Here is a 13,454-nt window from a genome sequence, read left to right on the forward strand (position 1 = left end):
GAGATTTCCCTTTGCTTTAAGCAAATAAGATCCCTCAGAGACGATGAGGTTGATAGGTCCGAGGTGGAAGCGTGGTGACACGTGGAGCTGACGGATACTAATGGATCGATGACTTATCTATCTGATTATAATCATTCGTGAAGAACGTTGCTTTTCAAACCAGATGTTTCCTTATCCAGTTTTGAGGGTTCACCTCAAACTTTATATTGATGTGGTGGTGAAGGCGAAGAGGTCACACCTGTTCCCATGCCGAACACAGCAGTTAAGCTCTTCAGCGCCGATGGTAGTCGGGTTTACCCCCGTGAGAGTAGGACGCCGCCACATTGATTCTCTTTCCTTATTAATGCTTTTGATGAATGAACATTATTCCAACGTAGCTCAGTGGTAGAGCAATCGGCTGTTAACCGATCGGTCGTAGGTTCGAATCCTACCGTTGGAGCCACTTGCTTCCATAGCTCAGTGGTAGAGCACTTCCATGGTAAGGAAGGGGTCGCCGGTTCAAATCCGGCTGGAAGCTCTCAGAAACGAACAAACACAAGGCCCGTTGGTCAAGTGGTTAAGACACCGCCCTTTCACGGCGGTAACACGGGTTCGAATCCCGTACGGGTCACCACTTATTCGGAGGATTAGCTCAGCTGGGAGAGCACTTGCCTTACAAGCAAGGGGTCGCAGGTTCGAACCCTGCATCCTCCACCATTAATTTCATAAGCCGGCCTAGCTCAACTGGCAGAGCAACTGATTTGTAATCAGTAGGTTGGGGGTTCAAGTCCTCTGGCCGGCACCACTTCTTTAGTCAAAGTGGAGGGATAGCGAAGTTGGCCAAACGCGGCGGACTGTAAATCCGCTCCCATCGGGTTCGTAGGTTCGAGTCCTACTCCCTCCACCATTTTTTTCATTGACTAAAACGGCTGACATCCATGATCAGCTATTTTTTATGAAAATAAACATTTCTTGTATAATGATCTTTAGATGGTAAATACTATTTTTGTAACTGTTGGGCCATAGCCAAGCGGTAAGGCAACGGTTTTTGGTACCGTCATGCGCTGGTTCGAATCCAGCTGGCCCAGCCATTTTTTTAAAAGATGTTATACTAGGTGTTAATTATTGTATTATGAGCCATTAGCTCAGCTGGTAGAGCATCTGACTTTTAATCAGAGGGTCGAAGGTTCGAATCCTTCATGGCTCATCTTTCATCTTTATATGCGGGAGTAGTTCAGTGGTAGAACACCACCTTGCCAAGGTGGGGGTCGCGGGTTCGAATCCCGTCTCCCGCTCCATACGGGGCCTTAGCTCAGCTGGGAGAGCGCCTGCTTTGCACGCAGGAGGTCAGCGGTTCGATCCCGCTAGGCTCCATTCTTTGAACCTGACATCAACAATTGATGTCAGGTTTTTTGTGTGTTTTCCTATGGCATCCAAGATTCTGTGGGTCGGTTATCAATCGATGTTATATAATATTCGCTATTGAATGATAGAATCGAGGCTCTCAATTTTATGGGTGATTATAAAAGATTACCATCGTCCTTTTTGTGCAGAGTATATCTTCCATAATATTGAAAAAGAGACCAAACCTTGTAAACATGCATGATTACATACGTTTTCATACTGGTTCTCGTATATATATGCACAAACATGTCCAGTTGAGTCATAACGTTAAAAACGGATACAATTATAGTAGAGAAAAAAGGAGGAACTTTGATGAATAAACAGCTTTCAGTAATCGGTGTACCTATGGATCTTGGACAAATGCGCAGAGGCGTGGATATGGGGCCAAGTGCTATTCGTTATGCGGGTATGATTGAACGTCTAGAGCAATTGAAATATAACATTGAAGATCTAGGGGACATTGAGATTCCTCGTCCAAAACAAAATACAGATGTGAAACAGGATAATTTACGTAACTTGAATGAAATTGCTGAAGGAAGCCGCCGTCTTGCAAAAGCGGTGGATGAAGTAGTAGAAAATAATCGTTTTCCACTTGTGCTTGGTGGGGATCATAGTATTGCTATGGGCACCTTGGCAGGAGTTGCAAAACATTATGAAAACCTCGGAGTAATCTGGTATGATGCTCACGGCGACTTGAACACAGGTGACAGCTCACCATCAGGTAACATTCATGGAATGCCACTGGCTGTAAGCTTAGGGATCGGTCACGAGAAGCTGACAAGTATCCACGATTATGAACCGAAGATTAAGCCCGAAAATATTGTGATCATTGGTGCTCGCTCGCTCGATGAAGGTGAAAGAGTGCTTATTGAAGAGAAGGGTATCAAAGTCTATACGATGCATGAAGTAGATCGTATGGGGATGACGCAAGTGATGGAAGAGACCGTGGATTATTTGAAGGATCGTACCGACGGAGTTCATTTAAGCTTAGACCTTGATGGACTGGACCCAAATGAAGCACCTGGCGTGGGAACTCCTGTTATGGGTGGTTTGAGCTACCGTGAGAGCCATCTGGCTATGGAGATGCTGTATCAGTCAGGTATGATTACATCTGCTGAATTCGTAGAAGTAAATCCGATTCTTGATGAAAAAAATAAAACCGCTAGCGTAGCGGTAGGTTTAATGGGTTCTCTATTTGGTGAGAGCTTGAAATAAATGATGCATTTCTAGCAGTAACCCGCTTTTTGTAAGGTGGGTTGCTGTTTTTTATAGGTTTCTTCATCGTATTCATTTAACAGGTGATCTAATTTTACACTCATTTGTACGACTTCCGGCGAGCTCAACTTATGGAAGCTGGCTAAACGAATCATTTCCAGACGACAAGCTTCGATTTCTTTCTTCAAAGCGGACACTCGCTTCATATTAAATTGCCTCCTAAGAAATTTTTTACATTTACAGCTTTATAACCGATACTAAAAAAAGTTAAACTTATATTAGCGAAAAAAATATTAAATTTATGAAACTTTGTGGCGAGGTCATCCGTAAAGGTTATCGACCGCACGTATAGCGGAGGTATTAGAAGATGGAAACCATGATTAAGCAAAAAATAAAAGAAGTGAAAAAAGGCAATCAATCCGCTTTCGAAGACATTGTTTCTTTTTACCAGAATAAAGTTTTTCATATTTGTCTGCGAATGGTCGGGAATTCATATGAAGCTGAAGACCTGGCCCAGGAAGCCTTTATTAGAGCCTATACGAATCTCCATACGTTTGATGAGAAAAGGAAATTCTCCACTTGGTTGTATAGGATAGCTACGAATCTGTCCATTGACCGTATCCGCAAAAAAAAGCCGGACTATCATCTGGATGCAGAAGTGAAGGGGACGGAAGGGTTAGACATGTATTCGCAATTAGCTGCCGACCAAGCTCTACCTGAAGAAGAAGTGGAAAGCCTTGAATTACAGTCATACATCCACAAAGAAATATTGGCGCTTCCTCCTAAGTATCGCAGTGTCATCGTGCTACGTTATTTAGATGAGCTTGCGCTTCAAGAAATAGCGGATGTATTGGATATTCCAGTAGGGACAGTTAAGACAAGAGTCCACCGGGGTAGAGAGGCTTTACGTAAGAGGCTTCGACATGTGTGAAGGAGTTGAGAGGGAATGAATTGCAAGAGAGAAGCCATTGCACTTATGCATACGTATTTAGATGGTGAATTAAATAAAGAAGAAGAAAGACGACTGAGAGATCATCTACAAAGCTGCCAAAGCTGCCAACATCACTTTCATGAATTAAAGAGAACGACCACTCTGATTAAGAATACGACACCTGCTTCTGCGCCACCGCGTTTTACTGCGAATGTGATGGCAAATTTGCCTAAAGAGAAGAAAAGGAAGAACTATATGCGTAAGCTTCAGAGGCATCCTCTGCTTACTGCTGCTGCTGTTTTCTTTATATTGATGTTCGGTGGCATATTTACCGAATGGAATCAGGACCAGCAGGTGACGGTCTCCAAACAGGAGAATCTGGAAATTCGTGATCATACGGTCATTGTACCGGAAGGCGTTACGGTTGAAGGGGACTTAGTTGTTAGAAATGGGGATTTGCGGATCGACGGAAAAGTCGATGGGGATATTACCCTTATTAATGGCGATATTCTTAATGAGCCCTCTGGACAAGAGGTTCGCGATGATGAGCTTGACCGCAATAATTTACGGGCCTATTCAGGAGAATTGACCGAAGTAAACCAGGTTTATGAATGGGTATGGTATCACACGAAGAAAACATTCAAGGAGATTTTCTCATTTCAATCGGATTGAAAAAAGCATGGAGGCCCAAGCTTCCCTGCTTTTTTTTTGAGCAGAACCGAGCAGGAAGGATCCTGAAAGTATAGAAACCCGTGGGTCTCTCGGCAGGACGGTATGTTCTCCATATATACAGGGGAGGTTATGTGATATAATGGGAAATGTGAATTTTTAAGGTTTATTATATCTAAAAGGAAGTGTAGGCATGCTTGATGGGGGATTGGATGTTTTAGATTATTTTTTGATTACTGTGGATATCGCCCTTGTCTGGTTTGTTGTATATAAATTAATCATGCTGATCCAGGGAACGAAGGCCGTTCAGCTATTAAAAGGTATTTTCGTAATTCTGGGTATATGGTTATTGAGTAATTTATTTGGACTAACCACATTAAGGTGGCTGATGTCACAAGCGATTACGTGGGGGTTCCTCGCGATTATCATTTTGTTCCAGCCTGAACTCAGAAGAGCCTTAGAACAACTAGGACGAGGAAGTTTCTTCAGCAGGAATACTTCAGAAGAAGAAGACACCGAGAAGACCTTACAGGCAATTATTAAATCCTGTAACTACATGGCTAAACGTCGCATCGGTGCATTGATTACGATTGAACGTGATACAGGTATGGGAGATTATGTAGAGACAGGTATCCGTGTCGGTGGACATTTGTCGAGTGAATTGCTTACGAATATTTTCATACCGAACACGCCTCTCCACGATGGAGCGGTTATACTTAAGAACGATGAAATTGTCGCTGCTGCCTGTTATCTTCCACTTTCAGAGAGTCCTTTTATTTCAAAGGAACTCGGGACGAGGCACAGAGCAGCTATGGGAATCAGTGAGGTGACGGATGCATTAACAATCGTCGTTTCTGAAGAGACAGGGGCTATTTCCTGTACGAAGAACGGCGAACTGCATCGCGACCTTGATCAAGTGAAACTGGAAGAGATTTTGCGTACAGAATTAGATTACTCCGCCCCTGCGGTGAAAAGCTGGAACTGGAGGGGGAAGAAGAATGGATAATTGGTTCAAAAGTGTATGGTTTATAAGAATCATCTCTCTTATGCTTGCTGGTCTCCTCTGGGTGACAGTAAACGTGGATAACAACATGGACTCTGATTCTTTATTCTTCAACCAGTCATCCTCTGATATAGAAGTGATGGAGAACATTCCATTGGAAATCAGATTTGATAGTGAAGAATATGTGGTCAGTGGAATCCCTCAGGAAGTATCCGTCTCTGTAGAAGGGCCGACCTCCGCTGTTGCTCCTGTTTCCAGACAAAAGAACTTCACGGTTTTTGTAGATCTGAACGGACTTGGACCGGGTACACATGAAGTGTCCCTGCAGCATTCAGGGATATCCAACCAACTTGCAGTTACTCTCGATCCGAAAATCATCGAAGTGACGATTGAGGAAAAAGTGACAGAAGATTATGAAGTGAACATTGATTATATCAATCAAGGAAACATGGATAGTGCGCTTGAGCTTGGTGAACCAGAAGTGGATCCATCACAAGTTGCCATCACGGGAGCTTCTTCGGTCATTGAGCGTGTAGCTTCTGTGAAAGCAATTATTGATGTTGGAGAAGCTACAGAGTCGATTGAAGCCCAGGAAGCTCCTGTTAAGGTTTATGATAATCAGGGGAATGAGCTGAATGTCCTTGTGGATCCAACGACTGTAAACGTGTCAGTACCGATTTCCACACGTACGAAGAGTGTCCCATTAAATGTGGCTGCTCGTGGAGGGAATACGGAAGGGGTATTGATTGAATCGGTCCGTACGGAAACAGAGGAAGTTACTATTTCCGGACCGAAGGAAGTACTTGATAACATTGAGGCACTTCCTGAAGTACCTGTCGATGTATCGGAAGTGACAGAAAGTCAAACCGTAGAAGTCGATATTCCGCTCCCTGAAGGAGTGACTTCAGTTCAACCTGAAACGATTGAAGTGGACATCGAAGTCGTTGAAGGTGAAGCAGGCGCGGACGGAAGCGGCACAGATCAACAATAAACAATGAATCTGGAAAACATAGATCAATGGAAAGTATAGAAAGAGAGGTCGAATGATTATGGGTAAATATTTTGGCACAGACGGCGTACGAGGCGTCGCGAATAAGGAATTAACACCGGAACTTGCATTCAAACTTGGCCGCTACGGTGGATATGTCGTAACCAAAGGTGTCGAACGTCCTAAGGTTTTAATTGGACGAGACACCAGGATCTCTGGTGAGATGCTTGAAGGAGCTCTCGCTGCAGGGTTACTGTCAATTGGAGCTGAGGTCATGCGTCTTGGCGTGATTTCCACGCCAGGCGTAGCCTTTTTAACGAAAGCCCTTCAGGCGGAAGCGGGAATTATGATATCCGCCTCCCACAACCCTGTCGAAGATAATGGCATCAAATTCTTCGGCCCTGATGGTTTTAAATTGACTGATGATCAAGAGCAGGAAATTGAAGCATTGATCGATGCAGAGCAGGATGATCTTCCAAGGCCTTCAGGAGCGGATCTTGGTCAGATTAATGATTACTTCGAGGGTGGGCAAAAGTACTTGCAACACTTGAAGCAAACCGTTGATTATGATTTTGAAGGACTCCACATCGCACTGGATTGTGCTCATGGAGCGACTTCATCACTGGCCTCTCATTTGTTTGCGGATCTTGAAGCGGATATTTCTTCTATCGGATCCTCCCCGGATGGTCTGAACATTAATGATGGCGTTGGTTCTACACACCCTGAGCCATTACAGGATCTTGTGAAAGAGAAGAAAGCGGATGTAGGACTTGCTTTTGATGGAGATGGTGACCGTCTGATTGCGGTTGATGAAAAAGGAAATATCGTGGACGGAGACAAAATCATGTACATTTGTGCCAAGCACATGAATGAAAATGGCACGTTAAATAATTCAACAGTTGTCTCTACGGTTATGAGTAACCTTGGCTTCTATAAAGCCGTAGAAGCAAATGGAATGAAGAGTGATAAGACGGCCGTAGGGGATCGTTATGTCATGGAAGAAATGCGCCGCGGTGGTTATAACCTCGGTGGGGAACAATCCGGGCATATTATCTTCCTTGATCACAACACCACAGGTGATGGTATGCTGTCGGCTCTTCAACTGGTCAATGTTATGAAAGAAACGGGTAAACCACTTTCAGAGCTTGCCGGTGAAATGGAAAAGTTCCCTCAAGTACTGAAGAATGTCCGTGTCATTGATAAAAATAAAGTTCAAACGCATCCTAGAATCCAGGAAGCCATCCAGGCGGTGGAAGAGGAAATGGGTGGAAGTGGACGAGTTCTTGTACGCCCGTCCGGCACAGAACCACTGGTAAGGATCATGGTGGAAGCACTGACGGAAGAACAGTGTGAAAAGTATTGTGATAAAGTTGTCCAGGTCGTTGAAGAAGAGCTTGGTTTAAAGGAGTAGTTTAAGGGCTTGCGCAGGTCGCACACAGGGGTGATCTGCGCATATCCTATTACAGGCCCCTTACATTTCTGTAACGGTTTCAATTTTTATTGACCCATCTGAGAGGGCTGTGTACAATTGAACATGTCCTTGAAAAAAATGTCGAAAATCATGTTTGAGAAAATCTTCAATCGGAAACAGACAACAGGGACTTTATTTTGAAATAGTTAAGGAGGATCGAGGTCATTCCTTATTTATAAAGCGCCAGGACTGTGTGCTACGTCTTAAATGAACACAGTTGACGAGGTGGAGGTTCATCGAGTTTTCGGCGGATGCCTCCCGGTTGCCACACTTCAACCGCATGTCCAAATGTAAAACGGGAAGGTGACTTTCCGAACAAAACATTCTGGACGAAGTGATCAAGAATAACGGGAGAGGGGCAGCGAAATGCCCCTTTGAAATCTACGGAGCATTCGTTGCCCTTCTCCGATAACAGGAGGACAACAAATATGTGTGGAATTGTAGGATATATCGGACAGGATGATACGAAAGAGATTTTATTGAATGGTTTGGAAAAGCTGGAATACCGCGGTTATGATTCAGCTGGTATTGCCACATTAAACGAGAACGGTGTGGAAGTGACGAAAGTAAAAGGGCGTATCGCTTCTTTAAGAGAAGCTGTCGATCAAAATGTCAAAGCGACGCACGGCATCGGACACACACGCTGGGCTACACATGGCGCTCCTAGTGAAGAAAACGCGCACCCGCATCAAAGTGCTTCCGGACGCTTCACAATCGTTCACAATGGTGTCATTGAGAACTATGTGGACGTTCGCGACGAGTACTTGAGCGGCGTGGAGTTCAAGAGTGAAACAGATACGGAAATCATCGTCCAACTGATGGAAGTACTGAATAATGAGATGAACGATGTAGCTGCAGCTTTCCGTAAAGCTGTCGAGCTTCTGACTGGTTCTTATGCGATTGCCATGATCGACCGCGAAAATCCTGATACGATTTATGTCGCTAAGAATAAGAGCCCTCTGTTAGTTGGAATCGGTGATGACTTCAACGTTGTAGCCAGTGATTCCATGGCGGCTCTTCACGTAACCGACCAATTCCTTGAGCTTGAGGATAAAGAAACCGTCATTGTTCGCCGTGATGGTGTTGAAATTCAAAAGCCCGATGGTACAAAGGTTGAGCGTGAACCATTCACAGCAGAATTGGATACAACAGATATCGAAAAAGGAACGTATCCTCACTTTATGCTGAAAGAGATCGATGAACAGCCGTTCGTCATCCGTAAAATCATTCAGGAATATCAAAATGAGAATGATGAGATCAAGCTGGACCCTGAAATCCGCCAGGCGATGAAAGACTGCGATCGTATTTATATCATCGCTGCAGGTACGAGTTACCATGCCGGACTTCTAGGGAAACAGTTCATTGAAAAACTCGCAAACATTCCAGTAGAAGTTCATGTTGCTAGTGAATTCTCATATAACATGCCACTTCTTTCTGAGAAACCGTTGTTTGTTTACATTTCTCAAAGTGGTGAAACGGCAGACAGCCGTTCTGTCCTTGTCCAAACAAAAGAACTTGGTCATCCGGCATTGACGATCACGAACGTGCCAGGGTCCACCCTTTCCCGTGAAGCAGACTATACCATGCACTTGCACGCAGGACCGGAAATCGCTGTAGCATCTACAAAAGCTTATACAGCGCAAATGGCTGTTCTTGCGATCCTTGCTGTGGATACAGCACGTGCGAAGAGCATTGAGCTTGATTTCGATCCTATGCAGGAGCTTGCTATCGTGGCGACTGCTATGGAAGCTTTAACAGATCAAAAAGAAAAACTGGAAGACTTGGCCCGCGAGTACCTATCTACAACGCGTAACTGTTTCTTCATCGGCCGCGGCATCGACTATTACGTCGGACTGGAAGGTTCTCTGAAGTTGAAAGAGATTTCTTACATCCAGGCAGAAGGTTTCGCTGGTGGTGAATTGAAACACGGTACGATTGCTTTGATTGAAGATGGTACACCTGTCATTGCACTTGCCACACAGAAAAACGTCAATTACTCCATCCGTGGAAATGTCCAGGAAGTAGAGGCGCGTGGGGCAAACAGCATGATCATCAGCATGGAAGGCTTGAATAAAGATGGCGATGCTTTCGTCATTCCACATGTGCATGATCTCATGACACCGCTTGTTTCTGTCATTCCATTGCAGCTGATTTCTTACTATGCAGCACTTCACCGTGACTGTGATGTTGATAAACCACGTAACCTTGCGAAAAGTGTTACGGTAGAATAAAGATTAAAGAGCTGGTATCCGATGCGGATGCCAGCTTTTTTACTTCCCTGCACCTGGATAGGGAAAAGACAACCTGGAGAAAATAGATCTATTCGATGCAGTTAGGGGTGTCTGTTTTATATGAAGAAATATGTCATGGCTTTATTGTGCCTAACCTGCATGCTAGTCGTCCATACGCCTATTCATGCCCAGGTGGATCAACCTAAACCCCTTGAAGAGTTCTATGCTGAATATGGATATAAGTCTTTGGAAGAAGCAGTTAAAGAATTTGAACAGCAAATGAAAAGGGGAGTAGCTCTTCCTAAGAAACTTCCATCCCTGGCATTTACTCACGTCTTAGCCAGGGTGAATCGGTTAGGTGGAAACGGGAATGTGGAATTAAATGTGGAGTATTTGAATGAGCATGTACCTGAAAATCACTTTAATGTAGACATCCGACCAGCAGAAAATAAATTATTGATTCATGAGAAGCGAATCATAGAACAGGTGAGGCTCGAGTCTGGAGGAAAAGGAAAATTCGTGAAGGTTCCGGGTTTTCACGTTTTTATTTTTGAGACGGAGGAGTTGCAGTACAGGTTGAGTATGGATCAACGCGTTACTGATCAATTTCTCCCTGATGAATTAGTGGAAATAGCCAATTCCATCAAAAGTGAATGATTGTTTGAGAAACTCATGCTTTATGGGGAAAACAAAAAGGGGCCGTTCCAGGACGGCCCCCTTTCTTGTGAATGATGTTTTTCTACTCCCCGAACATATAGGTCTTATGGTGATAGGAGATTGAAAAAGCAATCCCGAGTGCCATTAAGTTTCCGAGGAGGGCACTTCCACCGTAGCTGATGAACGGAAGCGGAATTCCTGTGATTGGAAGCAGCTGAACAGACATTCCGATGTTCTGGAAAACGTGGAAAGCAATCATACTTATAATTCCGACCATCACATACGAGCTGTAGTTGCTGTTGGCCTTAAAAGCGATGGTTGTGAAGCGGTAGATCAACAAGAAGAAAAGGATGATGACGATACAAGAACCGAGAAATCCGTATTCTTCTGCGATGATACTGAAAATGAAGTCCGTTTGGGCTTCTGGTAAGTAAACTTCCCGCTCGCCGAATCCTTTTCCATACAACTGTCCGGAACCAATCGCTCTCATCGCTTTAACGAGATGGTATCCGGATGAATCTTCATACTTGGTCGGCTGGAACCAGGAGTAGATACGCCCGAGCTGGTACTCCTTCACCCCTAAATAACGGTCAAGAAGCTCAGGGGCTTTGAGAGCAAGCCAGATCAACCCTGTTCCGAGAGCGGAGATCACAGTGAAAATCGGTAAAATGATTTTCCATGAAATGCCTGAGATCAAGACGAATCCTGCTAAGATCGCGATAAACACCAGGCTTGTCCCTAAATCCGGCTGCTGCATGATCAAAAGAACCGGCAGACCGGTCACTGCTCCTAATTTCAGCAAAAGGAACAAGTCCATTTTCATTGATGAGGGATGCTTTTGATTATGATCAACCGCAATCCGCCCAAGGGCTAGAATAGTAAATATCTTCACAAGCTCTGCAGGTTGTAAAGATAACCCCGGCATGGCGAACCAACTCTTCTGTCCTTTAATGACAGGAGCGATGGATGGTGGCGCGACAATTAGAGCAATTAAAAGAATGATACCGAACCCATATAAATACCAGCTGATTTTCTTGAAATCTTCAGGATCGACAAGGAGCATAAAGCCAATGACAATGCCACCTAGTCCATACCAGACCAACTGTTTAAGTACAAAGTTGTCGTTATATTGTGTGCTCTGCTGGGCACTGAAAAGAGCGACTGCGCTGACGGCTATGAAACAACACATAATAAAAAAGAGCTGCCAATCGAATCTTTCTTCGAATTTCATTTTTAGTTATACATCCTCTCATGTTGGCGAAGCAAAAAAAGTGTGCTGTTGACTATTATAAGCACATGTAACACGTTTGAAAAGTGAACTCTTCCTTATTCTTCAATTATAAAGCATTCTTTTCGTTCACGGGCGTGAAAAAGTACGTTATGTATCAGATAAGCTCCCTTTAGTGGAAGACTCAGTTTCGAGATGTTTGTGATTCTAGGGGCTCCGGGAAACGGTTCGCTTTCCATGGGGCGGGCGGTGAGCCTCCTCAGGCTACGCCTTCCGGGGTCTCACCTGTCCCACACGTCCCATAGGAGTCTCACCGTTTCCCTCCGCCCCTTGACCTTATAAGTGTCTCGAAACCACTTCTAAAAGGGTCAGCTTGAATGGTTGAGGGAAGTGGATGGTTCCAAATCTTCTCCCATATGCGGGCATATAGTGCGTTCTATCAAGCATTTGCGTATGCTAAACGTCAACGAGGTAGAGTTTAAATCATTCACTTCTCATATCCATACAAGCTGATTTTTAAGTAGTGGTTTCGAGAACCATACTTGGTTAAGGGGCGAAGGGGAATGGCGAGACTCCTGCGGGAAAAAAGTGCTTGGTGAGACCCCACAGGACGCAGTCCGAGGAGGCTCACCGCGCTCCCGTGGAAAGCGAGCTACTCCCCGCAGCCCCCATCCACTCAGCATAAGTCTCGAAACTGAGTCTTCAAGAAACCTGCCATATTCTTTAATAACCCATATTCAACATCATTTAAATTTAAATAAAAAATCACCAATAGAACGGTGATTGAATTGATGTCTATTTAGAAACATGTGAAGATTCGCTGGATTCTCATGTATTTATATAAAGTTCTTGCGTGACGACCTTCAAGGGTATAAGGGTTTTGTAATCTTTCAAGCTTATTGATGAAAGCAAGGTCACAATCGCAGTAATCTCTGTAATAACGATAGCATTCATCATGGGCTTTGCAGGCGGCGTCTACGGCGTTGAAGGGTTCACCCGGCCCACTGCACCCTGGTCCACAGTACTTATAGCCAGGAAATACACAGAACCCCGGTCTGCGCATCGGTTCTCTTCTTCTATACATGTGGTTCTCCTCCATCAAAAAGATTGACTACAACTATTGTATGATCAGAATGTGAAATTGGTTTGGTCTCGTACCCTTACCAGGTTTATCATACTTTATTTTGGTTTACATACTAAACCAAACCAATATCATGATTGACTGGATAAGGAGTCCGAGGTCGAAGGGGCTTTTTATTTTGAGTTTTTCTCTTGCATATATAAGTATATGCTTATATCATAATAAAAGGTGAGGTGATTCTGATGAAAGAGACAATGATTGAATTGGAACAAGCTGCACATACGTTGAAGCTCTTAGGAGATAAAACGCGACTGACCATTCTTGGTTTGGTGAAAGATAGTGAATGTTGTGTATGCGAGTTTGTGGAAGTACTGCAAATGAGCCAGCCTTCCATTAGTCAGCATCTAAGAAAGCTGCGTGATGCTGGTCTTGTAAAAGAACAACGAAGAGGGCAGTGGATTTTTTATTCTTTGAACAGAGAACACGCCACATACCCCATCATTCAACAGGTTCTGGAACAGATCCCGGACCAAAAAGAGAAATTGACAGCATTGGAAGAAGCGGGACTACGCATCCAATGCGATAGCTAGGGGGATT

The 13,454-nt window shown here is 44.2% G+C and carries 12 protein-coding genes, 10 tRNA genes and 2 rRNA genes; 21 read left to right on the forward strand and 3 right to left on the reverse strand.

The window, feature by feature from the left end; all coding sequences use genetic code 11:
* The 13 genes from GLW00_RS16860 to rocF all read left to right on the forward strand — a co-directional run.
* A 23S ribosomal RNA gene (locus GLW00_RS16860) occupies positions 1-121 on the forward strand; the annotation flags it as partial.
* A gap of 89 nt (positions 122-210) precedes the next feature.
* Positions 211-324 (forward strand): 5S ribosomal RNA (gene rrf / locus GLW00_RS16865).
* A gap of 43 nt (positions 325-367) precedes the next feature.
* Positions 368-442: transfer RNA gene (locus GLW00_RS16870), tRNA-Asn, on the forward strand.
* Between the two features lie 3 nt (positions 443-445).
* Positions 446-517: transfer RNA gene (locus GLW00_RS16875), tRNA-Thr, on the forward strand.
* 21 nt (positions 518-538) lie between these two features.
* Positions 539-613: transfer RNA gene (locus GLW00_RS16880), tRNA-Glu, on the forward strand.
* Positions 614-620: 7 nt separating this feature from the next.
* Positions 621-696, forward strand: a tRNA-Val gene (locus GLW00_RS16885).
* 12 nt (positions 697-708) lie between these two features.
* Positions 709-784 (forward strand) — tRNA-Thr (locus GLW00_RS16890).
* Positions 785-800: 16 nt separating this feature from the next.
* Positions 801-886, forward strand: a tRNA-Tyr gene (locus GLW00_RS16895).
* 109 nt (positions 887-995) lie between these two features.
* A tRNA-Gln gene (locus GLW00_RS16900) sits at positions 996-1,070 on the forward strand.
* 43 nt (positions 1,071-1,113) lie between these two features.
* A tRNA-Lys gene (locus GLW00_RS16905) sits at positions 1,114-1,186 on the forward strand.
* A 16-nt stretch (positions 1,187-1,202) separates the two neighbouring features.
* A tRNA-Gly gene (locus GLW00_RS16910) sits at positions 1,203-1,277 on the forward strand.
* Positions 1,278-1,280: 3 nt separating this feature from the next.
* A tRNA-Ala gene (locus GLW00_RS16915) sits at positions 1,281-1,353 on the forward strand.
* Positions 1,354-1,695: 342 nt separating this feature from the next.
* Positions 1,696-2,598: an arginase gene (gene rocF / locus GLW00_RS16920; RefSeq protein ID WP_160916032.1), complete on the forward strand. Its 903-nt coding sequence runs from the start codon at positions 1,696-1,698 to the stop codon at positions 2,596-2,598.
* A gap of 11 nt (positions 2,599-2,609) precedes the next feature.
* Here the strand turns inward: rocF and GLW00_RS16925 are convergent, their stop codons facing one another.
* Positions 2,610-2,804, reverse strand: a complete 195-nt coding sequence (locus GLW00_RS16925; RefSeq protein WP_160916034.1) for an aspartyl-phosphate phosphatase Spo0E family protein — start codon at positions 2,802-2,804, stop codon at positions 2,610-2,612.
* Positions 2,805-2,965: 161 nt separating this feature from the next.
* Between GLW00_RS16925 and sigW the strand changes: the two genes are divergently transcribed.
* The 7 genes from sigW (at position 2,966) to GLW00_RS16960 (ending at position 10,548) form a co-directional block, all read left to right on the forward strand.
* The gene (gene sigW, locus GLW00_RS16930) at positions 2,966-3,529 is read left to right on the forward strand and encodes an RNA polymerase sigma factor SigW (RefSeq protein ID WP_160916036.1); all 564 of its coding nucleotides are present in this window, start codon (positions 2,966-2,968) and stop codon (positions 3,527-3,529) included.
* Positions 3,530-3,544: 15 nt separating this feature from the next.
* On the forward strand, positions 3,545-4,201 hold the full coding sequence (locus GLW00_RS16935) for a zf-HC2 domain-containing protein (RefSeq protein WP_160916038.1): 657 nt from the start codon (positions 3,545-3,547) through the stop codon (positions 4,199-4,201).
* A 190-nt stretch (positions 4,202-4,391) separates the two neighbouring features.
* Positions 4,392-5,204, forward strand: a complete 813-nt coding sequence (gene cdaA, locus GLW00_RS16940) for a diadenylate cyclase CdaA (RefSeq protein ID WP_089652931.1) — start codon at positions 4,392-4,394, stop codon at positions 5,202-5,204.
* Entirely contained in the window at positions 5,197-6,192 is a 996-nt protein-coding gene (locus tag GLW00_RS16945) for a CdaR family protein (protein WP_160916039.1), read from the forward strand. Before cdaA ends, GLW00_RS16945 begins: the two co-directional genes overlap by 8 nt.
* A gap of 58 nt (positions 6,193-6,250) precedes the next feature.
* A complete protein-coding gene (glmM, locus tag GLW00_RS16950) occupies positions 6,251-7,600 on the forward strand; it encodes a phosphoglucosamine mutase (RefSeq protein ID WP_160916041.1) in 1,350 nt (449 codons plus the stop codon).
* A gap of 488 nt (positions 7,601-8,088) precedes the next feature.
* Positions 8,089-9,891, forward strand: coding sequence for a glutamine--fructose-6-phosphate transaminase (isomerizing) (glmS, locus tag GLW00_RS16955; RefSeq protein WP_160916043.1), 1,803 nt, complete (start codon positions 8,089-8,091; stop codon positions 9,889-9,891).
* A gap of 120 nt (positions 9,892-10,011) precedes the next feature.
* Positions 10,012-10,548, forward strand: a complete 537-nt coding sequence (locus tag GLW00_RS16960) for a hypothetical protein (protein WP_160916045.1) — start codon at positions 10,012-10,014, stop codon at positions 10,546-10,548.
* 82 nt (positions 10,549-10,630) lie between these two features.
* Here the strand turns inward: GLW00_RS16960 and GLW00_RS16965 are convergent, their stop codons facing one another.
* Together GLW00_RS16965 and GLW00_RS16970 are read right to left on the reverse strand one after the other, a co-directional pair.
* On the reverse strand, positions 10,631-11,779 hold the full coding sequence (locus tag GLW00_RS16965; RefSeq protein WP_160916047.1) for an FtsW/RodA/SpoVE family cell cycle protein: 1,149 nt from the start codon (positions 11,777-11,779) through the stop codon (positions 10,631-10,633).
* A 796-nt stretch (positions 11,780-12,575) separates the two neighbouring features.
* The gene (locus GLW00_RS16970) at positions 12,576-12,860 is read right to left on the reverse strand and encodes a phospholipase (RefSeq protein WP_160916049.1); all 285 of its coding nucleotides are present in this window, start codon (positions 12,858-12,860) and stop codon (positions 12,576-12,578) included.
* Between the two features lie 239 nt (positions 12,861-13,099).
* Between GLW00_RS16970 and GLW00_RS16975 the strand changes: the two genes are divergently transcribed.
* Complete coding sequence (locus GLW00_RS16975; protein WP_160916051.1) at positions 13,100-13,447, forward strand: ArsR/SmtB family transcription factor; 348 nt, start codon at positions 13,100-13,102, stop codon at positions 13,445-13,447.
* Positions 13,448-13,454 lie beyond the last annotated feature (7 nt).

Source organism: Halobacillus litoralis, from assembly GCF_009856445.1.
Taxonomy (GTDB): Bacteria; Bacillota; Bacilli; order Bacillales; family Halobacillaceae; genus Halobacillus; species Halobacillus litoralis.